Source organism: Veillonella fallax, from assembly GCF_020687175.1.
Taxonomy (GTDB): domain Bacteria; phylum Bacillota; class Negativicutes; order Veillonellales; family Veillonellaceae; genus Veillonella; species Veillonella fallax.
This window is the reverse complement of sequence record NZ_JAJEQD010000010.1, coordinates 35,980-61,069: the sequence shown is the minus strand read 5'-3', so window position 1 is coordinate 61,069 and position 25,090 is coordinate 35,980. Positions and strand designations below refer to the sequence as shown.

Annotated in this window: 24 protein-coding genes; 14 read left to right on the top strand and 10 right to left on the bottom strand. The window is 39.0% G+C overall.

What is annotated here, in order from left to right:
• Window positions 1-93: 93 nt before the first annotated feature.
• The 3 genes from LKD20_RS06175 to LKD20_RS06165 form a co-directional block, all read right to left on the bottom strand.
• A complete protein-coding gene (locus LKD20_RS06175; protein ID WP_227721194.1) occupies window positions 94-501 on the bottom strand; it encodes a Fur family transcriptional regulator in 408 nt (135 codons plus the stop codon).
• A 129-nt stretch (window positions 502-630) separates the two neighbouring features.
• Window positions 631-1,449 (bottom strand): metal ABC transporter permease, encoded by an 819-nt coding sequence (locus tag LKD20_RS06170; protein ID WP_039969541.1) that lies wholly within the window; start codon window positions 1,447-1,449, stop codon window positions 631-633.
• A complete protein-coding gene (locus LKD20_RS06165) occupies window positions 1,442-2,251 on the bottom strand; it encodes a metal ABC transporter ATP-binding protein (RefSeq protein ID WP_227721193.1) in 810 nt (269 codons plus the stop codon). The genes LKD20_RS06170 and LKD20_RS06165 overlap by 8 nt, the downstream gene beginning before the upstream one ends.
• A 147-nt stretch (window positions 2,252-2,398) precedes the next feature.
• Between LKD20_RS06165 and LKD20_RS06160 the strand changes: the two genes are divergently transcribed.
• From LKD20_RS06160 to LKD20_RS06130, 7 genes are all read left to right on the top strand, one after another.
• Window positions 2,399-3,304: a metal ABC transporter substrate-binding protein gene (locus LKD20_RS06160; protein WP_005387669.1), complete on the top strand. Its 906-nt coding sequence runs from the start codon at window positions 2,399-2,401 to the stop codon at window positions 3,302-3,304.
• Window positions 3,305-3,443: 139 nt separating this feature from the next.
• Window positions 3,444-4,049, top strand: coding sequence for a protein adenylyltransferase Fic (gene fic / locus LKD20_RS06155; RefSeq protein ID WP_227721192.1), 606 nt, complete (start codon window positions 3,444-3,446; stop codon window positions 4,047-4,049).
• A gap of 11 nt (window positions 4,050-4,060) precedes the next feature.
• Window positions 4,061-4,630, top strand: coding sequence for a hypothetical protein (locus tag LKD20_RS06150; RefSeq protein WP_227721191.1), 570 nt, complete (start codon window positions 4,061-4,063; stop codon window positions 4,628-4,630).
• Between the two features lie 165 nt (window positions 4,631-4,795).
• A complete protein-coding gene (locus LKD20_RS06145; protein ID WP_227721190.1) occupies window positions 4,796-5,467 on the top strand; it encodes a hypothetical protein in 672 nt (223 codons plus the stop codon).
• A 181-nt stretch (window positions 5,468-5,648) separates the two neighbouring features.
• The gene (locus LKD20_RS06140) at window positions 5,649-6,332 is read left to right on the top strand and encodes a hypothetical protein (protein ID WP_227721189.1); all 684 of its coding nucleotides are present in this window, start codon (window positions 5,649-5,651) and stop codon (window positions 6,330-6,332) included.
• 180 nt (window positions 6,333-6,512) lie between these two features.
• On the top strand, window positions 6,513-6,977 hold the full coding sequence (locus LKD20_RS06135) for a hypothetical protein (RefSeq protein WP_227721188.1): 465 nt from the start codon (window positions 6,513-6,515) through the stop codon (window positions 6,975-6,977).
• A gap of 148 nt (window positions 6,978-7,125) precedes the next feature.
• On the top strand, window positions 7,126-7,734 hold the full coding sequence (locus LKD20_RS06130; protein WP_227721187.1) for a hypothetical protein: 609 nt from the start codon (window positions 7,126-7,128) through the stop codon (window positions 7,732-7,734).
• Between the two features lie 76 nt (window positions 7,735-7,810).
• On the opposite strand, the gene fliB is transcribed toward LKD20_RS06130, so the two are convergent.
• Entirely contained in the window at window positions 7,811-8,713 is a 903-nt protein-coding gene (fliB, locus tag LKD20_RS06125) for a flagellin lysine-N-methylase (protein ID WP_227721186.1), read from the bottom strand.
• 158 nt (window positions 8,714-8,871) lie between these two features.
• Between fliB and LKD20_RS06120 the strand changes: the two genes are divergently transcribed.
• Together LKD20_RS06120 and LKD20_RS06115 are read left to right on the top strand one after the other, a co-directional pair.
• The gene (locus LKD20_RS06120; protein ID WP_227721185.1) at window positions 8,872-9,435 is read left to right on the top strand and encodes a PepSY domain-containing protein; all 564 of its coding nucleotides are present in this window, start codon (window positions 8,872-8,874) and stop codon (window positions 9,433-9,435) included.
• A gap of 516 nt (window positions 9,436-9,951) precedes the next feature.
• Entirely contained in the window at window positions 9,952-11,076 is a 1,125-nt protein-coding gene (locus LKD20_RS06115) for a PepSY domain-containing protein (protein ID WP_227721184.1), read from the top strand.
• A gap of 494 nt (window positions 11,077-11,570) precedes the next feature.
• Here the strand turns inward: LKD20_RS06115 and alr are convergent, their stop codons facing one another.
• Window positions 11,571-12,683: an alanine racemase gene (alr, locus tag LKD20_RS06110; protein ID WP_119206986.1), complete on the bottom strand. Its 1,113-nt coding sequence runs from the start codon at window positions 12,681-12,683 to the stop codon at window positions 11,571-11,573.
• Between the two features lie 296 nt (window positions 12,684-12,979).
• Between alr and LKD20_RS06105 the strand changes: the two genes are divergently transcribed.
• The gene (locus tag LKD20_RS06105) at window positions 12,980-13,933 is read left to right on the top strand and encodes a 2-hydroxyacid dehydrogenase (protein ID WP_227721183.1); all 954 of its coding nucleotides are present in this window, start codon (window positions 12,980-12,982) and stop codon (window positions 13,931-13,933) included.
• A gap of 210 nt (window positions 13,934-14,143) precedes the next feature.
• On the opposite strand, the gene pflA is transcribed toward LKD20_RS06105, so the two are convergent.
• The 3 genes from pflA to pflB form a co-directional block, all read right to left on the bottom strand.
• Window positions 14,144-14,920, bottom strand: coding sequence for a pyruvate formate-lyase-activating protein (pflA, locus tag LKD20_RS06100; RefSeq protein WP_227721182.1), 777 nt, complete (start codon window positions 14,918-14,920; stop codon window positions 14,144-14,146).
• Between the two features lie 12 nt (window positions 14,921-14,932).
• Complete coding sequence (gene grcA3 / locus LKD20_RS06095; protein WP_024066082.1) at window positions 14,933-15,172, bottom strand: autonomous glycyl radical cofactor GrcA3; 240 nt, start codon at window positions 15,170-15,172, stop codon at window positions 14,933-14,935.
• Between the two features lie 75 nt (window positions 15,173-15,247).
• Window positions 15,248-17,365: a formate C-acetyltransferase gene (pflB, locus tag LKD20_RS06090; RefSeq protein WP_227721181.1), complete on the bottom strand. Its 2,118-nt coding sequence runs from the start codon at window positions 17,363-17,365 to the stop codon at window positions 15,248-15,250.
• Window positions 17,366-17,741: 376 nt separating this feature from the next.
• On the opposite strand from pflB, the gene LKD20_RS06085 reads away from it, so the two are divergent.
• From LKD20_RS06085 to LKD20_RS06070, 4 genes are all read left to right on the top strand, one after another.
• Window positions 17,742-18,608 (top strand): DMT family transporter, encoded by an 867-nt coding sequence (locus LKD20_RS06085; protein WP_039969551.1) that lies wholly within the window; start codon window positions 17,742-17,744, stop codon window positions 18,606-18,608.
• Between the two features lie 245 nt (window positions 18,609-18,853).
• Window positions 18,854-19,876: a methionine ABC transporter ATP-binding protein gene (locus LKD20_RS06080; RefSeq protein ID WP_227721180.1), complete on the top strand. Its 1,023-nt coding sequence runs from the start codon at window positions 18,854-18,856 to the stop codon at window positions 19,874-19,876.
• The gene (locus LKD20_RS06075) at window positions 19,876-20,547 is read left to right on the top strand and encodes a methionine ABC transporter permease (protein ID WP_005381510.1); all 672 of its coding nucleotides are present in this window, start codon (window positions 19,876-19,878) and stop codon (window positions 20,545-20,547) included. The genes LKD20_RS06080 and LKD20_RS06075 overlap by 1 nt, the downstream gene beginning before the upstream one ends.
• 54 nt (window positions 20,548-20,601) lie before the next feature.
• Window positions 20,602-21,426: a MetQ/NlpA family ABC transporter substrate-binding protein gene (locus LKD20_RS06070; RefSeq protein ID WP_005387707.1), complete on the top strand. Its 825-nt coding sequence runs from the start codon at window positions 20,602-20,604 to the stop codon at window positions 21,424-21,426.
• A 141-nt stretch (window positions 21,427-21,567) separates the two neighbouring features.
• On the opposite strand, the gene LKD20_RS06065 is transcribed toward LKD20_RS06070, so the two are convergent.
• Both LKD20_RS06065 and LKD20_RS06060 read right to left on the bottom strand, forming a co-directional pair.
• Window positions 21,568-23,325 (bottom strand): ABC transporter ATP-binding protein, encoded by a 1,758-nt coding sequence (locus LKD20_RS06065; RefSeq protein ID WP_227721179.1) that lies wholly within the window; start codon window positions 23,323-23,325, stop codon window positions 21,568-21,570.
• Window positions 23,322-25,067, bottom strand: coding sequence for an ABC transporter ATP-binding protein (locus LKD20_RS06060; protein ID WP_227721178.1), 1,746 nt, complete (start codon window positions 25,065-25,067; stop codon window positions 23,322-23,324). The genes LKD20_RS06065 and LKD20_RS06060 overlap by 4 nt, the downstream gene beginning before the upstream one ends.
• Window positions 25,068-25,090 lie beyond the last annotated feature (23 nt).

Genomic DNA, 25,090 nt, shown 5'->3' with positions numbered 1-25,090 from the left:
CTAATTAAGGCTAATACAAAAGATAATAAAATTACAAAAGGACGTAACTCTTAAAGTTACGTCCTTTTTCTTGCATTTACTTATAGATTTTTACTAGCCTTTATTCTTGCAGTTTTTACAGAGCCCCGCAATTTCTAGATGATGTTCTGTCACCGTAAAGCCTGCATCTGTTAGTTCCTGTGGCATTTCTACGACAGGACAGGTGTGAAGAGGAATCATGGCCCCACATTTAGTACATACTGCATAGTGACGATGCGTATGAGGAGTTATCTCATAATATGCCATATCGCTGCCCATGAGTGTTGTACGGGTAACAATATCTTTTGTTTCTAATAATTCAAGCGTACGGTAGATGGTAGACATCCATGTGGTGCTACCATCGCCTAATCGCTCTGCGATTTCCATAGCAGTAATCGGTTTATCTGTAGTTGTTAATACTGACCAAATGGCTTCGCGCTGTTTGGTCTTTTTTATGCCTTCAGGCCAATTTGTTGTATTCATAACGCTCTTTTGATTCTGTTTTAATACTAAATATGCTACACAAGTATAAGTAGATAATTTATTTTGCACAGGATAGCTGTCTTATTTTGCTAATAGAATAGCTATCTATATATTGATGATTATCTTTGTTTACTTGCTAAATTGCATACGGCGTAGGATGGTTCTGATGTTTTTGATAACTAATACTACGAGTAGTATTGCAACCGATGTAAGAGATACAAAACCACCTGGAGCTACGTTGAGATAATAGGATCCGAATAGGCCGATGACCATGGCTAGCAAACTAAATCCAATAGAACAGAGTAATGTGGTCCTAAATCCTTTTTCTAATTGTAATGCCGATGCTACAGGTAAGGCAATCATAGCACTTAATACGAGAACGCCGACGATTTTAATAGAAATGGATACGGCTGCAGCCATTAAGATAGCAAAGATATAATTGATAAAATCAACCTTAACACCTGCTACGCGCGCGGCCTCTTCATCATAGGCGATGTAGAGGAGTGAGTTATATAAGAAATATAAGGTTAAAACAGATAGAATAGTTAGGGCTGCAATGCTAATCATATCTGTAGTGTTTACGGTTAAGATGCTACCGAAGAAGAACACATTAGCATTAGCTTTCAACTTGCCTGAACTAATTAGCGTAATAGCGGTACCAATACTAAGTGACAAGATGATGGTTAGGATCAAATCGAGATGGTGGGAGAAGTATTTTCGCAAGAACTCGATGAGGGCACCGCAGATAGCGGTAAAGATGAATGCTCCTAAGATAGGATTGGTATTTGTTAATAAGCCTAATGTAATACCTGCTAGCGATGCATGGCTCATGGTATCGCCAATCATACTAGAACGGCGTAGAACCATGAAAATACCGATGCATGGACAGAGTAGAGAAATGCAGATGGCTACGAAGAAGGCATTTTGCATGAAATCATAATTAAACATGGTGCACCTCCTTAGTTGTAGTATCATCGGCCTGAGCCTGAGCCTGAGCCTGAGCCTGAGCCTGAGCCTGAGCCTGAGCCTGAGCCTGAGCCTGAGGTGTTACATCTGTAAAGCAAGCACAATTTTCGTGATCCATAGGATTGCGCCCTGTGCTGTGCATGATTTCACTAGCGTATTGTTCAGGAGAGCAAAGGTGACCTTGGCCATTTGCGATGTGGTAGATATTAGTTGAATTGGCTAGGGCCATTTCAAGGTTATGTTCTACGGAGATAATTGTAATGTGGTGTACTTGGTTTAACTCGCGCAAAAGGGTGTAGATGCCTTCTTGGCTTTTCCGGTCGATACCAGTAGATGGTTCATCGAGTATGATGAGGTCAGGGCTGCCGATGAGGGCACGCGCGATAGATACGCGTTGCGCTTGACCACCTGACAGTTTACTGATTAAACGGTCTTTGAACGCCGTCATATTGGTAAGCTCTAATACGCGATCTACTTCATGCTTATCTTTAATCTTTAGTAATTTACGGTAGGAATCGAGGATTTCTTTTACCGTAATAGGGAAGCCTGCATGAGAAAAATCATTCTTCTGAGACACGTAGCGAATGTTGTTCGTATCTCGTTTGATAGAGCCTTTTACAGGTGTAAGGAATCCTAAAATGAGGCGTAGCAAGGTGCTTTTACCACACCCATTATCCCCAACAATGGATATATAATCACCACTGTGAATATGTAAGTTAAGGTCATTCAACACATAAGGTGGCTGACCTTGGTAGGAAAAATAAAGATGTTCTATGGATAACATATAAAAACCACTTTTCTAATTGACAAAATCTTGAGTAAGTTTATACTATAACTATATTACAAATGCAACTGAGTCGCAACTGCAACTAAAGAATGGTTACTATTCTATGAAAGCATAGCGATCAGGATTTCACAAAGGAGGACTACGATGGTCAAGAAGCTGGTTTTGTTAATGATAGGGATCATGATGGCTGCCTTATTTGCAGGCTGTGGCAATGATGCACCAAAGGAACAAGCAGGTAAGAAGATCCAAGTGGTAACAAGTTTTAATGCCATGGCTGAATTCGCAAAAGCTATTGGTGGTGACAAGGTAGAGGTATCTACCATTATTCCAGATGGCGTAGAGCCACATGATTTCGAGTTGAAACCTGAAAATATGAAACAATTGGCAACAGCTCAAGTATTCGTGTACAACGGTTTTGGTATGGAACCTTGGGCACAACAAGCGATTGATGCGGCTAAAAATAGCAAACTCATCACTGTTGTTGCTACAGATGGCGTAGAAGCTATCAAAAATACTGATCCTGAAGAAATTAAAGAACATGGTGCAGAAGATCCTCACGCATGGTTATCTTTGAAAAATGCAAAAATCGAAGTAAAAAATATTAAAGACGCTTTCGTAAAAGCTGACCCAGCAAACAAAGATTACTATGAAAAGAATTATAATGAATATGTTGCTAAATTAGATGCAATGATCAAAAAATATGAAGATCAATTCGCTAAAGCTCCTCATAAAAACTTCGTTACTGGTCATGCAGCATTTGCGTACTTATGCCGTGACTTTGGGTTAGAACAAAATAGTGTAGAAGATGTATTTGCCGAAGGCGAACCAAACGCAGCTCAATTGGCTGAACTCATCAAATACTGTAAAGAAAACAATATTACTACTATCTTTGCAGAAGAAATGGCTAGTCCAGAAGTATCTAAAACTTTGGCAAGCGAAGTTGGTGCTAAGGTAGAAACTATTTACACAATCGAAAGCAACGAAGATAATAAAACATACTTAGAACGTATGGATGAAAACCTTACAAAAATTGCAGCATCTTTACAATAAGATGAACAAAAAAGCAGCCCTTATAAGGCTGCTTTTTTTGTTCTACTTATCGTTCGCAAGATTTAAAGTTATAATATCTTTAATTTTTATGTCTATAGTATAATATATATAATGAAAATAAATAAAAAGGAGGTCCAACATGGTTATCACTAATAGATTGGGGATTACCGATTCCCCAACATTGGCTAGAGAAGAAGAACGAATTAGTAAAAAAGCAGCAACAACACTGTTTGAAGAAAACTTACTTAATGATATGCCTAGTGGTACGTGGACTACCTTGAAAAGAATCCATACTATATTATTCCAAGATATATATGATTTTGCTGGTGCATTACGAAGTGTGAATATTGCTAAAGGCAATTTCCGCTTTGTTCCTGTCATGTATCTTGCTGAAGCAGTTAGAACCATTGAAGATATGCCGCAATCTACTTTTGATGAAATTGTAGAAAAGTATGTTGAAATGAATGTCGCTCATCCTTTTAGAGAAGGTAATGGGCGTAGCATGCGATTATGGCTTGATCATATGTTGTGTACAGAACTACAAAAGACCATCGATTGGAGTCAGGTTGATAAAGAGCAATATTTGTCTGCTATGGAACGAAGCCCGGTAAATGACTTAGAAATAAAAGCGGTTTTATCTAAAGCACTTACCAGTGATATTAATAATCGAGAACTATTTATGAAAGGCCTTGACCATAGTTATTATTTTGAAGGATATCAATTGTTTAAAAGTGAAGATTTATAAGGTATAGAATTGTGAATGGTTTGTTTGGCCCATATATAGAAAAATGGATGCGTTTTATCACTGTTAAAAATATGTTGTCATTAGCTGTGGTATCAGCAATCATAACTGATATAGGGTTATATATATTAACGCTAATTTTCCCAAAGAGTCCATTTTTTAAAACATTTATTTGGGAGGTTATAGGCCCTATAGAACTTGAAGCAGTTCCTCTTATAGGATATGTACTTGGAATTGTAGCGTTTGTTCTTGTATCTTCTGGTATTTTATATGGTATTTTTAAGGTCTTTAAGGGGCAGGTTACATATAAGCAACTTGTGGCAGACATGCTTTTAAATAGTTGTATTACTAGTTGGATTCATTTGATTTTCGTACTTTTTGCTGCGCCTATTTATCTTTTCTTGGATTTACATACTAAAGGCGGATCCGGTGGATTAAGCACCATAGAACTATTTAATGTCATTATCATGGCGCAACTGATGTCTAAGCAATTTGGATTGAGTCCTTGGATAACCGGTATTGCATTTTATATCGTATCCTTTGTCTTTGGCATAGGTGGCATTATGTTGTCTATGTCTCTTTAAATACATATGTAATGGAAATGTTGATAGATGCTATTAGGTGTCTATCAACTTTTTTATTACTATATTTGTTTGCATAATTTACAATAAATTTATATTTAATTTAAAAGTGTATTATGATACAATGATAGAAATATATGTGCTTTTGATGTATTTGGAGGGGAACATATGGAACGAAAATGGTATTTAGATCTTTGGGCACTTATTAGAGCGCCATTTAAACGTGGCATTCCAGAGATTGTTGAATTTGGTACAACTCACCGAGGGTTTGCATGTGCCATGGGTATGCTTGTTATTAGTATGCTTGTGAGTTGGATTATACAAGCGGGGATGTCCTATTCCCTAGGTGCTTCACCTTTACAGCTAGGAGCTGCGTTGGGAGTCATGGCTGGGGCAGGCTTTTTTGCACTAGTCTTTTATGCATTAATTGCATTTGCTATATTAGCCATTTATTCAGTGCTCTTTAGTTCAGTGGCTAATAAATTTGGTGCTCATACTAATTATGAGTCTATACTAAAGATTTGTTGGTATGAAAGTGCATATTCTATGTTCATATCCCTTGTTTTATCGATTATTCAAGTGATTTTGATTCTTATCATTCAAGGGTTAAGCTTAGATATTTACGCAGATGAGACTCTTTTGTATATCATTAGTTTCACCTATATTATTTTAGAAATTGTGTTATACATTTGGTATTTCTGGTTGAGCTTAACACTTATGGCACGTCAAATCGAAAAGGGACATCTAGCAACATTTGGTATTGGGCTTTTGGCATCTTTAATTCCAGTAGTCCTTATTGGTATTTTGGTAGGCATGGTTATGCTTGCTACATCTAGATAATTACATAGTATGAAAAATATGAAAGCAAGGTATGAATATACCTTGCTTTTGTGCTATAATGATGAACAGAGTATGAATTAAAAATAAAATGATTGTTATAAATTCGTAATCGTTGTGTTGTGTGATGCATCATTCTATATAGAATGGTGCTATTCTTGTTGTGTAAAAGGTGGTGAGAGGCATGATGGGAGGTTTAGTAGAGTTCGTTTATCGCTTATTAAACCCCATTGAAGAAAAACATCCGCGCATGTACCACTATGATGTTACCTATGGACAGCTTGCATGGATGTTGGTATTGGCCCTCATATGTTATCAATTTACCATCGTTGGTGAAAGCGTCTATTTAGATGCTATACGAGCATTTATACGTAATTCATCGCTTTTGGTAAAGTGGCAATTGTTTTCGCTTCCCGTAGGGCAGCATGAAATACAAGTCTTTTTTGAGCAGCTAAGTAAGCCTCGTGAGTTTTGGAATGTAGGTCGCTTTACGTGGGTAATTTTAAAAGCGGCGCTTATGTCCGGTATCTTGTTAGGTTACGCTATGTTGCAAAAACGTAAGTTCTACATTCGTGGCGTAGTAACTGGTGTTTTACACATGATGGCCTTTGCTCAACTAGTAGTAGCTATGATTACTCTGACGGCGGGGATTATGTTAATCCTTACGTCCATACCAATTTTATTGCAAGCCGTTATTGGGTTTTGCATGATTGTTTTATGCATTCTTAGTACTGTATTGCTACTACAGACCATGGGGCGTATAGCCGGAGCATGTATTAATGGCAGTTTTTATGAAGGACTAAGCATTATGTTAATTGCTATTTTAGCATCACTATTATGTGAAGTGCTATATACATTAACTCGATAATATATAAGGAGTATTATGACTTGGTATGAGGACATATTACATTTATTTACAAAATTGAGTGACAGATCCTTTCAAAATATTATTAGAAATGGAACCTATACTCGAGCTATACTAAATCTTATAATATCTACAATTGTATTATATGTAACGACCTATGCTTTGCCGTTCATAGTGAAAGCTGTGTCTCCCGCATTAGGCATAAAACGCATGACTGGTCTCACACATTTTGATCTGGTTAGTGCTTTGGCAAATGCATCCTTTTTAATTTTTCAAATTATCATAGGTGCCTTTGTTATATGGCGATTACTAGTATTGCTAGGTGGTACTGGGACCTATAGGGGCGTGATGCGAAACTATATCTATGGCTTAGCTTATACGAATGCACTGCGTACCGTAGTATTAGTGTTGATCCATATAGTGGGGCTCATATTATTTTATCTATCTATGCCGAAATATGTAGGGAATATGGCCTATCTTGTAACCATGTTTAGTCAATATTATGCTGTCTTTATTGGGGCTCAGCTCATGCGCCGCTATGTTGAATTAGGTATCGTAAAAACATATATTATTATGTTTGTTGTGGCGTTGCTATCAGTGTCGGTATTGCCTCAATGGATCCGATTTGTACATACCCTAGTTAAATAATATAAGACTGTAATGCAGTATAACCGCAAGATGAAAGTCTTGCGGTTTTTTTGTCGTTTAATTTATATTAAAATTAATTATATATAATTTAAATCTGGGAATTTATGATATAATTAATCTTATAGTGTAGTTGAGAGCGGAGTTAGTTATGGATACGACATTTTTACGAGAAATATCCCTGCTGGTGCGTTCACCGAAGAAGGGGATCGATGAAATCTTCTGGTTTGGTACTTTAGAGAAGGGAATCAAAGCTGGCCTCTCCGGTTGGTGTGCTACCCATATTTTGGGATTTGCGTTAGGCATTATACTATTACCTTTGGCTATGACCTTTGGCGGTTTTTTATTTGGCTTTATACCTGCCGTATATGGCATATTCTCTATATTACGAGAAATCATAGGTCTTGGAATCTATTGGTTTGTAGGTAGCTTTATACTTTGGAAATTATTGAGCGTTCTCTTAGAGCGTGAATTTGATTTCAAACAAGTATTAATGGGCACTGCCTATGTGGAAGGCTATACAGGCGCACTTGGGTTAGCATTAATTTTGGTATCTATTATTTGCATTTATATTACGCCATTTTTAATGATCCTATTAGTTCCTTTAGCATTAGCCTACGTTGGTGCCGTTATCTACGTAGCCGTTATGCTTTTATCTCGGATTATGAATGTAGAGCCTCTTACAGTCGGCGCTGTATATGTAGTTCTATATATTATTAACCTTTTATATAACTGGATTATGCGCATACTATTTGCGTAAATACATAAAACCTCCTAGTTTTATACTAGGAGGTTTTTATTGCTTTGAATGAAATTTTAGTAAAAGTAGTTTGTCATTATTGAAGAGAATCATAATGTTGTAATAGTAAGTCTACATTGTCTTCATCGTATTCGATTTGTTGGGACCACCTTGCAATTTGTTTAAGCGGTGAACCCTCTATAGCACTAGCCATCAATATATATTCCACACCATCCTTTGCGTAGGAGAGGATAGCTTCCAAAGAATAGTCTGCTAGCATATCGATTTGGCGATACAAAATATATTGGAACACCTTGTTAAATAGGCCCATATCATGATTGGCGATATAGGTTTGTACAGAGGTAATGAGATTGTCCATATCATGAGATAATGCATTGATTTGCGCAGTCCATTCTTCATCGATAGGCTCTGTTGTACTATATAGCTCTAATAGTTTTTTATAATACTGTACATCAGGATTTGGGCTGTATTGAAAGTATGATGAATCTATATCAAAGGCTAATAATTCAAATATATTCTGAATAGTTAAACGCTCGTCAGGACTAAATTCGCCGTTATCGTCTTCAATGGTAAAGATTACCTGATCAGATTGAGTATCCTCTGCAAGTAGTTCAACCGATGCTTCACAGGATAGACCAACCCCACATAGTTCGAGGTCTTCAATATATTTATAGAATCGTGGGTGCATGTGGCATGTATCGCATAGGCCTTCTTCACCGAGTTCGAGCACAACCTTACAGAGACCGTTTTCATTGAGTAACGGACACATTGGTTGCGCTTTAGAAAATACGAAATGGCTGCCTTCATCATCCACAGTGATAGCTTGGCGTAAGCTTTCACCAAGAGGGCCTGTCATGGTGTGATAGCGCTCAGCAGTGACCTTGTCGATATCGATGGTCCAAAGTTGACAACATGTATTTTCACATCGATCTGCTTTGCATTGAAATGTGTGATATATAGTAGGATATAATGAAATCATAATCGGCTCACTTGTAGTAAAAAATATTCTACGTGCATTGTATCATAGGGGAGTTGTCTATGCATTAATATTATAAATAAAGATTAATAAATCGTATCGATTTAGTGTATAATTGTATATATACACACTATGGTCCTGTTTGAGAGATGGAGGAGCCTATGAAATCCTTATTTGTAAAAGGTAGCCTTGTATTAGCCTTGGCAGCAGTGTTTGGTATGCCAAATGCAAGTGCAGCCCATTTAGTAGCGGTAGAACCAACTGTTGCCGTTGTTGATGGAAACCATGCAGCGATTGTAGGTGCCAATGGTTTATTAAATGCATTTATTCAGAATCATCCAAATGCAGCTATCACTGAAATCGCTTTTGATGCAGATGGTGGTCAAATTAGATATGATGTAGAAGGTTTTGATGAAAGTGGCAAGTATGAGCTTACTTATATCTATGCAACAAATCAAATCTTTGAAAAACGTGAAGGCGACTTCCATAAATCGTTAAAGAAAAAATCCTTTGATCCTCGTGAAATCTTACCGCCAGCAGCAGTAGTTAATTTTGCGTATGCTCAAACACAAGGCAAAGCGACAAGCCTTAATGAGTGGTCTGTACAGTATGATAAAGGTAAAATAGTATACAAAGTTAGCTTCGGAACAGAAGGTGACAAAGAGGTAGATGTACGAATTGATGCTATGAATGGTACTTTATTATCTGTTAAATTTGATGATTAAACCTTTCTATAATTAGTAAATACAACTTAATAGTTAAGGGCTTATTATTTTAAATATAACAATTAAACTCCTTAAAACTGTCTTTTTTGTAGTAAATGATAGTTTTAAGGAGCTTTTTTTGTGAAAGTTTGCTCATGAAATGGGATGTTTAGATTATGAGAAGTACAATGAGAGGCCGTGGTTCCTTTATACATGGGATATATAGCTTTTTAGATTTGATTCATAGAATACTTAATTGCAAATCGAATACTATAGAATTTCATTTAAATTACATATAAATTCATTTTATTCTCACCCCAAAATAAGCTAGACCGATGGGTTCTACATTTTTATTTCATAGATTATGGATAATATGTGTCCAGTCAAAAGACAGAACTCAAATATATCGGGAATTTCCAGACTATATATCTACAGTCCACGCTAGATATATGTTTTGGAAATATAACGGTAACACCGAGTTGGTTTAAAATATATATGCGTAATTTTGCATATATATGGATTATCAAGGAGGATATTATGAAAAAATCTATTTTAAAAAGCAGTATTGCTTTAGCAGTAGCTGGCGTATTTGGTGCTACTGTAGCAGTAACAGCAGCTGAACAAGCAACACCAGTTCCTGTAACTCAAGAGGTAACAGCTACTGCAGCTCCTGTCGCAGAACCTGCTACTCATCAAGTAGTTCCTACCATTCAAGTGACTCCAGCAGCTAAAACAGAAGCAGCTCCTACAGTAGCTAAAGTAGAAGTAACTCCAGCTGCTAAAGTAGTACCTACAGCAGCTAAAGTTGAAGTGACTCCAGCTACACCAACAGCTAAAGATATTACACCAGTTCCAACAGCAACTCAAGATGTAAAAGCTCCAGTTGCTCAAGACACTGTAGTTCCAGCAGCAGCTAATCCAGCAGCAGCAACTCCTACAATTGAAACTGCAGCAGTAGCAAAAGCTCCTAGCGAAGCTAAAGTAGTACGTGCAGCAGATAAAAAAGTAGAAGCTAATAAAGACGAAAAAAATACTAAAAAAGCGCAAGCACACAAAGCGCCTAAAGTAAAAGCTGACAAAGCAGTTAAAGCTGATAAAGCTGTAAAAGAAACTAAAGAAGTAAAAGCAGATAAAAAAGCTGACAAAAAAGAAACTACTAAAGAGGAAAAAAACTCTAAAAGTGGAAAATCACAACCTAGCACAACAAGTAAGCAAGCAGGCGTAGTCGATCAAAATAGTATTTTCGTAATTGGTGCGAATTATTTAATCGATCAATTTGAAAATAAATATGGCGACTCTAAGATTACTAAAGTATCCTTCAAAGCTGCCGACAAAACTGCTATTTATGAAGTAGACGGTTTCAATGCTAGTGGTGCCCATTCCATGACTCTAGATGTGGCAACTGGTAATGTAACTGAAGGTACTCCTAAAGCATATGATGCATCCATGGAAGCTAGTGCTATTGATGCTGGTACTGTGTTACCTCCACATGTGGCGATCAATGCAGCCTTCGCACAAACTGGCAATGTAGCAACTGGTATTAACTCTTGGTCTGTAGTGAACCAAAATGGTAAACCTATATATACTGTAGAGTTCCATGATGCACAAAACAAACCTGTATCCATTGCATTGGATGCTAAAACAGGTATGGCCGTAAAATAAGCTAATCCTAAGCCTATCCTACTGTAAAGCAAACCCCTTTAATACACGAACACTAAACACATAATACTATACACACTTACACACATACACAACACACATACACAATACACTTACACACACAATAAACAATTACACACACGCAGCCCTCTGGATTGGATAGACAAACATTGACTCTCTCCTATGCCGTCTATCGTTCAGAGGGCCCCTTATGCATTGTGGTTCCCTCCCAATCATAAGATTATATACTTGGTATATAATACTCTCTCTCACAATAAGAACGTAACTGCTTTACAGTACGCTAGGTATAGGAGAGCAGGAAAGCCCGTAATACATGTAGACCGCTGCATGTATTACGGGCTTTTTCTATGTCCATTCAATATAAAAATGTACCATATAAGAAAAATCCGTAGCAGAAATTGGAAAAGCGCAGATACAATGTATATCTGCGCTTTTGGTATATGGAGTATTTACTATTAGTAACAATAGTTAGCCTTTTATATGTATTGTCGAGGCACGCGTTCTGAGAAACCACAAAAGATTTCATAAGGAATTGTAGATGCAAGAGCAGCAATCTCGAGTGCAGAGATGCTTTCATGACCTTGAGAACCTAGGAGCACAACCTTGTCACCTGGTTGTACAGTAATCGTATCTGGAACGGCCACCATGAATTGGTCCATACAGATGCGACCCACTACAGGACAACGTGTGCCATGAATGAGGACTGTACCGCGGTTGGATAAGCTACGAGGATATCCATCTGCATAGCCTACAGGAATGGTAGCAATCGTCATTGGTTCAGGTGTTACATAGGTAGAACCATAACCGATACCTTCACCTGCTTCTAGTCGCTGTACATGTACTACTTCGCTATGGAAGGAAAGGACCGGTTTTAACCCTAATCGATTTGGCACATCAAGGGATGGCATAATGCCGTATTGAATAATGCCAGGACGGGCATCGGTGAATAAGCTGTCTTTTACGGATAATAAGCCAGCACTATTGGCAAGAGAGAAGCGATAGTCCGCATCAGGTCTAAATGCACGGATTTCATCGACCATTTTATGGAATTTTTGTGCCTGTCCATGAGCGTGGCTTTGATCCGCCGCATCGGCGTTACTCATATGAGAGAAGAAACCGTCTACCTCGAGATTTTCGTAGGATTCAACGCGTTTGATAAACTCAACAGCATCTTCAGGCTTGATACCAATACGATGCATTCCTGTATCAACGGCGACTGCAACGCGGATAATCATATCGTGATTTTCTGCTACCTTGTCGAGTGCTTCTAAATCGGTAGATTCGCATACAGCTGGAATGGAATTTGTGTCTGCTACAAGCTCAAAGGACTGAGGTCTTGTGAGGCCAAGTAGATAAATTGGTACCATAATCCCTGCGTTGCGAAGTGGAACTGACTCTTCAGGAATGGCAACGGCTAAGGATTCATAACCTTCTTCAACGGCAATACGGCCCATCATAACGCTGCCGTGGCCATATCCATTGGCCTTGATAACAGCTGTGGATGTGCTCCATTCCGGTAAACTATCTTTAATTTTACGCAAATTCTCGCGAACGAGACTTGTATTTATGGTCAAATAGGTAGGTCTCATGGTATTCCTCAATTCTATATAACATTAATATAATTGTATAACTTTTAGGGAATTACACAATACTTTTGTGAAAGTTTTATACAGAAATTCTATTTTTATGATTTTTATACATATATTATATACAATAAACGTGAAAGTATACTAATTAATATAGTTCTCTGTGATATTAATAGTATAAATTCATATAAATAATAGTATAATTTATGTAGAAGTATTTTCCTTAATAGGTGTATGTACCCCTAGATTTGGGCATTATGTATACTCTATAAAATTTAATAGCTATGTAGGAGGTTCTCATGAGCGAACGTGTAGTAGTGGTAAATGCAAGTAAAATGAATTATGACCATGCATTAGATTTTTCTGTATTATCTAGTGATGTACAGGTCTATGATAATAGTACAAATGAAGAGCTTATTGAGCGTATCCAAGGTGCTCGTGTAGTAGTAACAAAAGAGCTTCCTGTTAATGCTGATTTGCTTTCACAATTCCCAGATACTGTAAAACTCATCGTAGAAGCGGGTACAGGATATAATAATATCGACCTTAATGCAGCAAAGGCAAGAGGCATCACTGTGTGCAACATCCCAGCGTACAGTACTGAACGCGTGGCACATACGGTAATCATGATGATCCTCAATTTTGCATCTACCATGCAGAAACAAATTAGCATGCTCGCTAAAGGAGATCGCAGTAATTTCACAAAATATTTACAAGTGAGCCACACAGAAGTGAATGGTAAAATATTAGGGGTTGTTGGTGCTGGTCACATCGGTATGGAAGTTATCAAAGTAGCAAAAGCACTGGGGATGAATATCTTGGTTCATACGCGCACACCAAAGGCTGATGGAGATGGCATTCGTTATGTAAGTCTTGATGAATTACTAGAAAATAGTGATTATATTACATTGCATTGCCCATTGAATGAACAAACTAAGTACATGATTAATAAAGAAGCTATCAGCAAAATGAAAACTAGTGCAGTCATCGTAAATACTGGCCGTGGTCCTCTCATTAATGAAGCAGACCTTTGTGAAGCATTAGCGGCTAAACGCATTGCAGGTGCAGGCCTTGATGTACAAGAGGTAGAACCTCCAGTAGAGGATAGCCCTCTATATACACTGGATAATGTTATTATCACACCTCATATGGGCTGGAAAGGCCTTGAAACACGCCAACGCTTGGTAGGCATCATTCGTGACAATGTACAAGCATTCTTTAAAGGTGAACCAATTAATGTAGTATCTAAATAAATAGATATTAAATAAATAGGCTATCAAAGGAAATGTGCGCTGAACATACAAAAATTAGTGTACAAATAATAGAAATTAAAACGATCTATAAATACAATAAGAGCCGTCCCTGGTTGTGTGGAGCGGCTCTATTGTTTAGGGCTATCATAGATCAAGTTTTTAATATATATGTGTATATATATCAAGGGAGGTAGTTATCCTCAAACTTGATTATGATTGATGTTGTGTTTTGATGGGACTCCACCAATGGCGTCGATAGGCCTTGATGCCTTCCACCACGGTTCTTGTCGCTTTAGCCGCTAAATCTTTTGTTGCGGCCGGTATGCCCTCTAGGCGATAGGTGAGACCTAACTCCTTATATTTAGCAGTACCCATAACGTGATATGGTAAGCAATCAACGGCTTGTAAGTTTTTCAGAGATCCTAGGAAAAAGCCTAGACGATAGTGATGATCTGCATTATCTGTAATCGTAGGAACTACAACGTGACGAACCCAAATGGGAACTTCTACGTCTGCTGTCAATCGTGCAAACCCAAGAATAGGCTCTAACGATTTGCCGGTTAACCACAGATGTTTATCAGGATCGATTTCTTTAAGGTCTAGGATGACGAGACTAGTGACACTGAGTAGCTTACGGTAGGCCACCTCTTGGTGGGGATCAAAACAAGTTCCACTTGTATCTAAACAGGTATGGACGTTTCTTTCACGGAAATATGTGAAAAGCTCAGTAACAAAGTCGATTTGCATTAGAGCTTCCCCACCTGTGACGGTGATACCACCATTAGTATAAAATTGGCGGTTACGTTCGTACTGGTCCCACAACTCCTCAACAGTCATAAATTTAACATCATCGCTACTTTCATTCCATGTGTCGGGATTGTGGCAATAAGCACAACGCATGGGGCATCCTTGGAGAAAAACCACCATGCGCATGCCTGGACCATCAACCGTACCCATCGTTTCAACCGAATGAATACGTCCTGTCATAGTAAACCTCGATTAGATTTGTTGATGGAATGTACGGGAAATAACTTCGTCCTGTTGTTGTTTTGTCAATTTGCTGAAGTGCACTGCGTAACCAGATACACGAACAGTCAATTGAGGATACAACTCAGGATGTTTTTGAGCGTCTAACAATGTTTCACGAGTGAACACGTTAACGTTCAAATGATGACCGCCTTTTTGGGAGTAGCCATCCAATAACTCTACCAAGTTATCAACTTGTTGTTGGTTGCTCATGGGTATTGCCTCCTTTCAACCAAGACTAACACTCGTATCGGTGCCGGTGAAAGCAGTCCGATACTATGGAAGACGTTAATTATCTTCCTTTATAGTAACATTCGGTTCGCTACATGCGAAGTTTGTATTGGAGTTAGGCAATTGAGATGGATCTAACTCAATATCAAAATCGCTAACGGACACAAATGTTTCACCAGATTTACCTAATGCGTCAGGAATGATAGAGAAGGTATTGGAAATACCATCGGAGCTATCACGCCATGGCATTTTTGCTACGGATGCCAACGAAGAAATAGCACCGTGAGTATCACGACCATGCATTGGGTTAGCACCAGGAGCGAAAGCTTCACCAGCTTTACGGCCGTCTGGAGTGGAACCTGTTGCAGTACCATATACTACGTTGGAAGTAATTGTTAACAAGCTCATAGTAGGAACGGATTGACGGTATGTAGGATGTTTACGAATCTTATTCATAAATGTGGAAACAACTTTTGCTGCCAAGCTATCTACGCGATCGTCATCGTTACCATATTTAGGGAAGTCACCTTCGATTTCGAAATCAACAGCGATGCCGTTTTCGTCACGAATAGGTTTTACCTTAGCATATTTAATAGCGGACAAGGAGTCGGCTACTACGGATAAACCAGCGATACCAGTTGCAAACCAACGAGTTACTTTGCGGTCATGCAATGCCATTTCTAGTTTTTCATAAGCGTATTTATCGTGCATGTAGTGAATGATGTTCAATGCGTTTACATATACGCCTGCCAACCATTCCATCATGTCGTCGAATTTTTCCCATACTTCATCGAATTCTAAGTATTCGGAAGTGATAGGGCGGTATTTAGGACCAATTTGTTTCTTTAATTTTTCGTCAACGCCGCCATTGATTGCGTAAAGCAAGCATTTCGCTAAGTTGGAACGAGCGCCGAAGAATTGCATTTCTTTACCAATACGCATTGGAGATACGCAGCATGCAATAGCGTAGTCATCACCAGAGTTAGGACGCATTAAGTCGTCGTTTTCGTATTGGATGGAAGATGTTTCGATGGACAATTTCGCACAGAAGCGGCGGAAGCCGATTGGCATGCGAGGAGACCACAATACAGTGAGGTTTGGTTCTGGAGCAGGACCAAGGTTAGTCAATGTATGTAGGTAACGGAAGGACATTTTTGAAACCAATGTACGACCGTCAGTACCCATACCACCGATGGACTCAGTAGTCCACACAGGATCGCCTGTGAACAAGTTGTTGTATTCGTGAATACGTGCGAAGCGAACCATGCGCAATTTCATGATGAAGTGATCTACGAATTCTTGGATTTGCTCTTCTGTGTATGTGCCATTGCGAAGGTCACGTTCTGCGTAGATGTCTAGGAATGTAGAGTTACGGCCGATGGACATAGCAGCACCGTTTTGCTCTTTAATAGCGCCAAGGTAGCCGAAGTAGATCCATTGCATAGCTTCTTTAACGTCTTTAGCTGGTCCAGAAATGTCGTAACCATAAGATGCAGCCATTTCTTTCAATTCTTTCAAGGAACGAATTTGTTCTTGGATTTCTTCGCGGTCGCGAATTACATCTTCCAGCATATCACCCATTGTGATGCTAAATTGTTCTTTTTTGTCTTCGATAAGGTAATCAATACCATACAAAGCGATACGGCGATAGTCACCGATGATGCGGCCACGGCTGTAAGCATCAGGCAAACCAGTTACGATATGAGCTGTACGAGCGGCACGCATTTCAGGTGTATATACATCAAATACGCCATCATTGTGAGTTTTACGGTGCTTTTTGAAGAAGTCTTCTGTTTGCGGATCCATTTTGAAGCCGTATTCTTCAATAGCAGATTTTGCTGTACGCAAGCCACCATAAGGGAACATAGCGCGTTTTAGTGGTTTATCAGTTTGCAAACCAACGATTGTTTCGAGGTCTTTGTCGATATATCCTGGCGCATGGGCAGTAATGTGTGTGGCCACGGAAGTATCGGCATCGAGCATGCCGCCTTTTTCACGTTCTTCCTCGTAAAGCTTCATTACTTGATCCCATAATTTTGTCGTTCTTTCTGTAGGACCAGCAAGGAAGGAATCGTCCCCTTCATAGGGGATATAGTTTCTTTGAATAAAGTCGCGTACATCAACGGCTTTATCCCACACACCTGTGTTAAAATCTTTCCATGCAGTATGTTGCATTTTGCACCTCCATAAAAGGATATAACTATAGATTTCTATGCCTATAGTGTACAATGTTTGTCTCGATTTAACAAATTTTAAATGATATATATTTTCAATACATGCTATGCGATTTTCGTAAGAATAGTTCATATTTAGAATTGCACAATAATAGATTCATCATTTAAAATTCAGTAAATATATAGTTTTTATTGGATTTTGTGAGGGTGTATTCCTGAAATTTTGATTTTTGTATTATCTTTAAATAATGAAAATTCATATCAATAAATAGAAAGTATTCGATATAGTGTGATGTATATTCTTGGAATTCTAGGTCCTTATTATGGTACTATTTAGATAGAATTGATTTAGGAACTACGTAGAAAGGTGGATGCTAATGACAAATCGAATGAAAGCTATCTTAGGAGCATCTGCTACCATTGCCGTATGGGCTACGGCGTTCCCTTTTGGCAAAGTGGCATTGCAATCTGTAGACGCCTTGACCCTATCTGTAGCAAGAGTTGTAGGTGGTGCTATACTCATGCTGATTATTGGTGTATTCAAAGGATTACACATTCCTACATCTTGGCGTGAGTGGGGCATATATATTTTATTAGGTGCTACGGGGAACTTCGTTTACCAAGTCGTATTTAATGAAGGGCTTCGCACAATACCAGCAGCTACATCGAGTATTATCATGGCATTGACTCCGATGGTAACAGCTCTGATGGCATTGTTTGTTTATAAGGATAGAATACGTCCTATTGGTTGGCTTTTCACCGTAACAGCCTTTGTAGGTGTAGCGGTTATTATTCTTTGGAACTCAACTCTAACGATTCCTATGGGGGCCATATGGACGTTGATAGGGATGGTACTATTTGCAATTTATAACATTCTGAATCGCGGGCTTAGCTTGAAAGGGTATAACTCTATCACCATCGCCATGTGGTCCATGTTTACCGGTGCCATCATGGCATTACCATTTGCAGATCATGCTATTGATATGATTGTAGCCGCACCTATTAGTGCAAAGCTTGCTATGCTGTACTTAGCATTCTTCTCCAGTGCACTAGGATTCGTATTCTGGAGCTATGCCTTTGAACATGCCGAAAAGGTGTCTGATGTAACTAATTTTATGTATATCTCGCCGATTGTGGCAGCTATAGTAGCAGCCTTTTTATTAGGCGAAATACCAAATATGGGCCTCTATATTGGGGCACCTGTTATTTTAGGATCCCTATATCTATTTAATCGATATAGATAAGTTAATTTTGTTAGAGTCTGAATCATCTAGATTTGATGTAAAAGATATAAAAATAGGGATATAAACCCTTATAATATAAGCGTTATATAAAAGAGAACCTTAACCTATTGATGGGTAAGGTTCTCTTTTTGTTTGACAGTCCTTATAAATTGTAGTAATCTAAGTACATAATTAAAACATATCTTAAAGATATGTTTTAAAATTAAGATTAATTCCCACTGAAATGTGGGGAAAGAGGTGGTACAGTGATTGCTATACGAAACGTAACGAAAGAGTTTGACGTTAATAAGCAAAAGGTTACTGCATTATCTGATGTAAACTTCACCATAGAAAAAGGCGATATATTTGGCATAATTGGCTTCAGTGGAGCTGGTAAATCTACACTGTTGCGCATGATTAATGCTTTAGAGGTACCTACTTCTGGTCATGTTGAAATAGATGGCGTAAATATCAATAGCCTAAGTTTTAATGAGCTTAGAAAGGTGCGTAAGCGCATTGGTATGGTGTTTCAACAATTCAATTTGTTGAATGCTAAATCTGTGTATGATAATGTGGCGATTCCGTTGATTCTAAATAAGGTCCCTAAATCAGAGATTGATAAAAAGGTTAAAACCTTGTTAGACTTTGTTGATTTAGGTGATAAAGCAAATGCATATCCTGGAGAATTATCTGGTGGTCAAAAGCAGCGTGTAGGTATTGCTCGTGCGTTGGCTACAGATCCATCGATTCTTTTATGCGATGAAGCAACAAGTGCTCTTGATCCAGATACGACAGAGTCTATTCTTCAATTATTAGAGCGCGTTAATCGTGAACTAGGGGTAACAGTAGTTATCGTAACTCATGAGATAGATGTAATTCAAAAGATTTGTAACCGCGTTGTGGTTATGGAGCATGGCAAGCTCATAGAAAGCGGCTCCGTACTTGAGGTGTTTAGTAAGCCTAAACATGAAACAACGAAACGATTTGTTAGGACTGTTATTCCTGATGAAATTCCATCTACAGTGAAACATACCTTGGCTTGTGATAAAAGACCGTATACAATTCTTAAGATGCACTTCTTAGGAAATAATACGACCGATAATGTTTTATATCATATTAATAAAACCTTTGATTTGGAAACAAGTGTATTATTTGCTACCGTAACAGAGCTAGAGCATACAGTACTTGGTATTTTTATTGTTCAGTTTATTGGCGACGATCTTGAGGTGGGCAAGGTAAAAGAATATCTTGTAACCCAAGGCATTGAATGGCAGGAGGTGGCACTATAATGGACTTCTTTATGCAAGAACTTGGTGTGCCAGGTTCACAGTTATTACTAGCTGCAGAACAGACATTATATATGGTGTTCCTGTCTCTATTCATTGGTACCGTACTAGGGCTAATTATCGCAGTGACACTGGTGGTAACAAATCCTAATGGTATTGTTAAAAATAGCATTGTTTACACCATTACAAATACAATTGTTAATATTGTGCGTTCCGTCCCATTTATCATCTTGATGGTGTTTATCTTACCATTAACAAAGATGATTGTTGGTACTCGGGTTGGTACAACGGCGGCCATCGTACCGCTTGTTATATTCATTGCGCCTTATCTTGCGCGACTCTTTGAAAACTCTATTTTAGAGGTTAATAAAGGCATTATCGAGGCTGCACAATCGATGGGGGCATCCCATTTTGAAGTGATTTGGCATTTCCTTTTACCAGAGGCAAAGGGTTCACTTATCTTATCTATTACGACCGGTACTATTGGTCTAATCGGTGCTACTGCTATGGCTGGTGCTATTGGTGCAGGTGGTGTAGGTGATTTGGCTCTCACCTATGGTTATGAACGGTTGAATTTCCCATTGATGCTATTTACCGTTGTTATTTTAATTATTTTCGTTCAAATTATTCAAACAATAGGTAACTACTTTGCACGTCGTGCGCGTCGTTCCTGATTTGATGACATAGATTTTGGTTATATTGATTGTGAAAGTATAGGAGGATGTACTATGAAATTTAAGAAACTTCTTGCCCTTGGTGCGGCATTAGTATTTAGCGTAGCTTTTATCGCAGGCTGCGGCTCAAACAATAGCGATAATGGTGCTAAAAAAGAATTATCCTATAGTAAGTCTCAAGGTCCTTACTCTGAATTGTTTGAAAAAGGTGTAAAACCAATTTTGGAAAAACAAGGCTACACCTTTAAAGGTGTAGATATGTCTGACTTGGTACAAGCGGACCAAGTGTTGAGCGATGGTGAAGTAGATTTCAACGTTGAACAACATACAGCATACATGAAAAACTTCAACGAAAAACAAAATGGTCATCTTGTAGCGTTGACTCCAATTCCAACAGTGCCAGCAGGTATCTTTAGCGGTTCTAAAACCTCTTTAGACCAAGTGGCAGATGGTGATACTATTGCAGTACCAAATGATGCATCTAACATGGCTCGTGCCTATGCATTGTTGCAAAAAATCGGTTGGATTAAACTTGATCCTAACAAAGATTTAGCAACAGTAACACAAGCTGATATCATTGAAAATCCTAAACATCTTAAATTTACAGAAATGAAATCTCTTACAATTCCTTCTGTACGTACTGATTTCGACTATATTGTTATTACCGGTGCTATCATCTATAATGCAAAAATTGATCCTAAAACTGCATTAGCAAATGAAGATGTATTACCACAATGGTTGTTACAAGTCGTAGTTAACGAGAAGAACAAAGATGCACAATGGGCAAAAGACATTGTAGCTGCTTACCACTCTCAAGAATTCAAAGACTACATGGAAAAAAATAACAACGGCCTATGGTTCGTACCAAAAGGTGAATAGAATATAGGAAACGTGCTGTATATGAGCACAAACAAAAGAACCACTGATAAGTTGTAGCTTATCAGTGGTTCTTTTGTTGTTTGTGGAGCAATCTGAAGACAAAATCACGCCTAATTTTAAATAGCGAGTAATCTCTTTGTTCTATAGGGTCATACCTGCTGCATAGTTTTCATAGAGTTCTTTATAGTGACCACCACGTTCGATCAGTTCGTGATGTGTCCCTTGTTCTACAATGGTACCGTTTTCTACTACGAGTAGGAAGTCCGCATTTTTTATTGTAGACAAGCGATGGGCGATGACGATACTTGTACGTCCCTTAAGGAGGGTATTCATAGCTTTTTGAACCTCTACCTCGGTCCGCGTATCTACGTTAGCCGTCGCTTCGTCTAGGATGAGAATAGTTGGATCCGCCAAGAAGGCACGAGCGATGGTGATTAATTGCCGTTGGCCTTGTGATAGGTCATCGCCACCTCGTTTGAGAACTGTATCATATCCATCTGGTAAGGTGCGAATGAAATGATCTGCCATAGCGAGTTTGGCAACATATTTAATCTCTTCACGACTAGCATTTGGTTTGCCGTAGCCAATATTATCGGCGATAGTGCCCGTGAAAATCCAAGCATCTTGTAATACCATACCTACCGTATTGTGTAAGCTTTCACGAGACACATCGCGAATATCGATACCGTCGATGGTGATGCGGCCATTTATAATGTCATAGAAGCGCATGATAAGGTTTACCAAAGTAGATTTACCAGCACCTGTAGGACCTACGATGGCCACCATGGAGCCACCAGGGATGTGGATGTTGATATCCTTCATAAACACATTGGACGGCGTATAGCCAAAATCAACATGCTCAAAATCGATTGTGCCTGGATGTGTTGTTGTATCACCCAATGTTTTATTTCCCTTGTCGATTTCGGATGGTGTATCAATGACTTCGTAAATACGGCCCAAGGCAGCAGAAGTTTCTTGGAATTTTGTGAGTATATAGGAACTGCGGGATAGAGGGTCCGAAACTTGACCTACATAGAGGAAGAAGGCTTGGATATCACCGATGGAAATAGAACCTCGTAACACCATGAGACCCCCTTGAATTGCAACAAGGCAATAGGTGATTTGATTTAAAAACTTAACGAGTGGTTCTACGAGCTGACTGGTGAAAGCCGCGCTTCTCATACTTTTAAATAGATTGTCGTTCAGAATATTTACTTGGTTAGTCGTAGTTTCTTCAAGACCAAAGGTTTGGATAATCGGTTTTCCTACTACAATTTCCTCTATGCCACTGTTGAAAGCTCCTAAGGCACTTTGGTTTTTGAGATAGACCCGACGAGCCCGTTTAGAGAGCCATGTTAAACATAGGATACCAATACAAATAATGGCGATGATAGAGATGCCTAGCATAGGGCTGATCCAAATCATCATAGCCGTGGCACCTATAATGCCGATAATGGCAGATACAAGGCCAGGTACGCCTTCACCTATGGTTTCTGCAACAGCATCTAAGTCAGAGGTGAGGCGGCTTAGCAAATCCCCACGTTGGTGATCGTGAAAGTACTCGATAGGTAGTGAGTATAAATGAGTACTCATGCGTGTGCGTAAAGCGAGTACTGTTTTTGAACCGATAGAGGCCATCATGTATTCGCCAAAGTAGGTGAATAAGGCGTGACCCCCATAAATGGCAATAAGCCATAGGATGATTGTATCAATGGAGGCGAAAATTGTATTAATGTCTTGGTCTGTTTGTAAGCCACTAACAATAGCATCTACGACCTTGCCAAGTAATACTGGCGCTGATACCTCAAACATAGCTGCTGTAATAAGCTCTAAGATGAGTAGTGCTAGCCAACCCCATTGGCTTTTAGACTCCATCAGGAAGCGGTGTAATGGGCTCATTCTGTCACCTCCTGAGATGCTAGAATTTGTTTATATACTGTAGAGGTTGCAGCTAATTCATCATGCGTACCATACCCTGCTACTTGACCTCGATTGATGATTAAGATATGGTCTGCTTTTTTAGCAGCACTTACTTTTTGCTCTACGGAGATGAGAGCAGGACGGTTATCCTTTTGTAATTCCTCGTGCAATGCTGTACGAACTGCACGTTCTGTGGTGCCGTCTAGCGCGGAGAAGCTATCGTCGAATATAAATAAATCTGGTTTGCGCACAAGAGCTCTAGCCATGGCTAGGCGTTGACGCTGGCCTCCCGATAGATTAGTACCACCTTGAGCAACCACATATTGGTACCCACCTTCAAGGCGATTGATAAATTCGTCTGCTCTAGAGAGGCGACACGCATTTTCTACATCTTGAGCGGCAATTTGTTGATTTGGTGCTGCACCATATCGCACGTTCATCTCTATCGTGCCAGTGAATAAGTAAGCTCGTTGTGGCACATAGCCGATACGAGCACGTAAGTCATCTACATTCCATTCATAGATGGATTTGCCTTCAAATAAGATATCTCCAGACTCAATGGAGAAGAGGCGAGGGATGAGGTTAGTGATTGTACTTTTACCAGATCCGATATCGCCCATAATGGCTAAGGTTTCGCCGTGATGTACGGTAAAGGAGATATTCTCTAGCGCAGGAGACTCCGCATTATCGTAACGGAACGTAACATTGCGGAACTCTAAAAGTGGTATATCATCACTTGCCGTTACAATAGTATTATATGGTTCCGGGAATGTATCTGTGTTTTCGTGTTCTAACAACTCACGAATACGGGTGTAGCATACGATGGCTTCTGGAATGTCGATGATGACGAATATCGCCATGAGCATGCTCAAGAGAATTAGATTAGCGTACTCGATAACGGCAATGATGTCACCTACTTGTAGGGAACCAAGGCTGACGTTGTAACCGCCTACCCAGAGAATGGCAACGGTACTCATATTAAATAGAATTAATATGGTCGGTAAACCGATGGCAAAGGTTTGGCGTAATCGTTTATTGAGTTGGGCTGTTTCTGTAAAAATACTAATTTCTTTTTCGTTTTCGTAGGTTCTTCTGTTGAAAGCTCGAATCACTGGCATACCAACGATGTGATCTCGAACTAGATCGGTAATATCATCTAATTTGAGTTGCATCGCCTTAATTGACGGTAAGGCACGGCTTTCAATAAAGATAATGGTAAGTATCATAAAAGCCATAACGGCAAGAATGACGAGTCCTAGTTGCCAGCTTTTATAGAAGGTAAGTCCTAGACCGACACAAATCATGAGGGGCATAGGTAGAATCATATTTAAACCTTCCCCGAGGACGGATTGAATTTTCTCTACATCTCGGCTTGTGCGCATCAATATGGTACCAGTACCAAAGTGCGTGAAGTCACGAAGGGAGAAGTATTGTAAGGCTTTCACCAAATCATTGCGCAGTTCCTTGCCCATAGAGGCAGAAATGTGAGCACTCATAGCAACACCTAAGATTGCGGATAATACAGTTAGTAGTGCCACAACAAGCATGTTCATGCTAGAGTTAGTGATCATTTCTAAATCGCCACGGAGTACGCCATCATTGATGATAGATGCCGTTAGCGTTGGTATATATAATGTGCCTGCCACAGTGAGTAACGAAAGGATTGATACGATGATGGCAGGAAACCATAGCGGTTTTATGTAATGTATAAATGGTTTCATTTAAATCCTTTTAGTGATTTACT

Bases quoted from the DNA above. Each gene is read 5' to 3' on its own strand.
- LKD20_RS06140 (WP_227721189.1), top strand. From the start codon at position 5,649: ATGATGGGAGGTTTAGTAGAGTTCGTTTATCGCTTATTAAACCCCATT.
- LKD20_RS06060 (WP_227721178.1), bottom strand. From the start codon at position 25,067: ATGAAACCATTTATACATTACATAAAACCGCTATGGTTTCCTGCCATC.
- LKD20_RS06065 (WP_227721179.1), bottom strand. From the start codon at position 23,325: ATGAGCCCATTACACCGCTTCCTGATGGAGTCTAAAAGCCAATGGGGT.
- LKD20_RS06170 (WP_039969541.1), bottom strand. From the start codon at position 1,449: ATGTTTAATTATGATTTCATGCAAAATGCCTTCTTCGTAGCCATCTGC.
- LKD20_RS06120 (WP_227721185.1), top strand. From the start codon at position 8,872: ATGAAATCCTTATTTGTAAAAGGTAGCCTTGTATTAGCCTTGGCAGCA.
- grcA3 (WP_024066082.1), bottom strand. From the start codon at position 15,172: ATGAGCAACCAACAACAAGTTGATAACTTGGTAGAGTTATTGGATGGC.
- LKD20_RS06165 (WP_227721193.1), bottom strand. From the start codon at position 2,251: ATGTTATCCATAGAACATCTTTATTTTTCCTACCAAGGTCAGCCACCT.
- pflB (WP_227721181.1), bottom strand. From the start codon at position 17,365: ATGCAACATACTGCATGGAAAGATTTTAACACAGGTGTGTGGGATAAA.
- LKD20_RS06070 (WP_005387707.1), top strand. From the start codon at position 20,602: ATGAAATTTAAGAAACTTCTTGCCCTTGGTGCGGCATTAGTATTTAGC.
- LKD20_RS06130 (WP_227721187.1), top strand. From the start codon at position 7,126: ATGGATACGACATTTTTACGAGAAATATCCCTGCTGGTGCGTTCACCG.
- fic (WP_227721192.1), top strand. From the start codon at position 3,444: ATGGTTATCACTAATAGATTGGGGATTACCGATTCCCCAACATTGGCT.
- alr (WP_119206986.1), bottom strand. From the start codon at position 12,683: ATGAGACCTACCTATTTGACCATAAATACAAGTCTCGTTCGCGAGAAT.
- LKD20_RS06160 (WP_005387669.1), top strand. From the start codon at position 2,399: ATGGTCAAGAAGCTGGTTTTGTTAATGATAGGGATCATGATGGCTGCC.
- LKD20_RS06075 (WP_005381510.1), top strand. From the start codon at position 19,876: ATGGACTTCTTTATGCAAGAACTTGGTGTGCCAGGTTCACAGTTATTA.
- LKD20_RS06105 (WP_227721183.1), top strand. From the start codon at position 12,980: ATGAGCGAACGTGTAGTAGTGGTAAATGCAAGTAAAATGAATTATGAC.
- LKD20_RS06085 (WP_039969551.1), top strand. From the start codon at position 17,742: ATGACAAATCGAATGAAAGCTATCTTAGGAGCATCTGCTACCATTGCC.
- LKD20_RS06175 (WP_227721194.1), bottom strand. From the start codon at position 501: ATGAATACAACAAATTGGCCTGAAGGCATAAAAAAGACCAAACAGCGC.
- LKD20_RS06115 (WP_227721184.1), top strand. From the start codon at position 9,952: ATGAAAAAATCTATTTTAAAAAGCAGTATTGCTTTAGCAGTAGCTGGC.
- pflA (WP_227721182.1), bottom strand. From the start codon at position 14,920: ATGACAGGACGTATTCATTCGGTTGAAACGATGGGTACGGTTGATGGT.
- LKD20_RS06145 (WP_227721190.1), top strand. From the start codon at position 4,796: ATGGAACGAAAATGGTATTTAGATCTTTGGGCACTTATTAGAGCGCCA.
- fliB (WP_227721186.1), bottom strand. From the start codon at position 8,713: ATGATTTCATTATATCCTACTATATATCACACATTTCAATGCAAAGCA.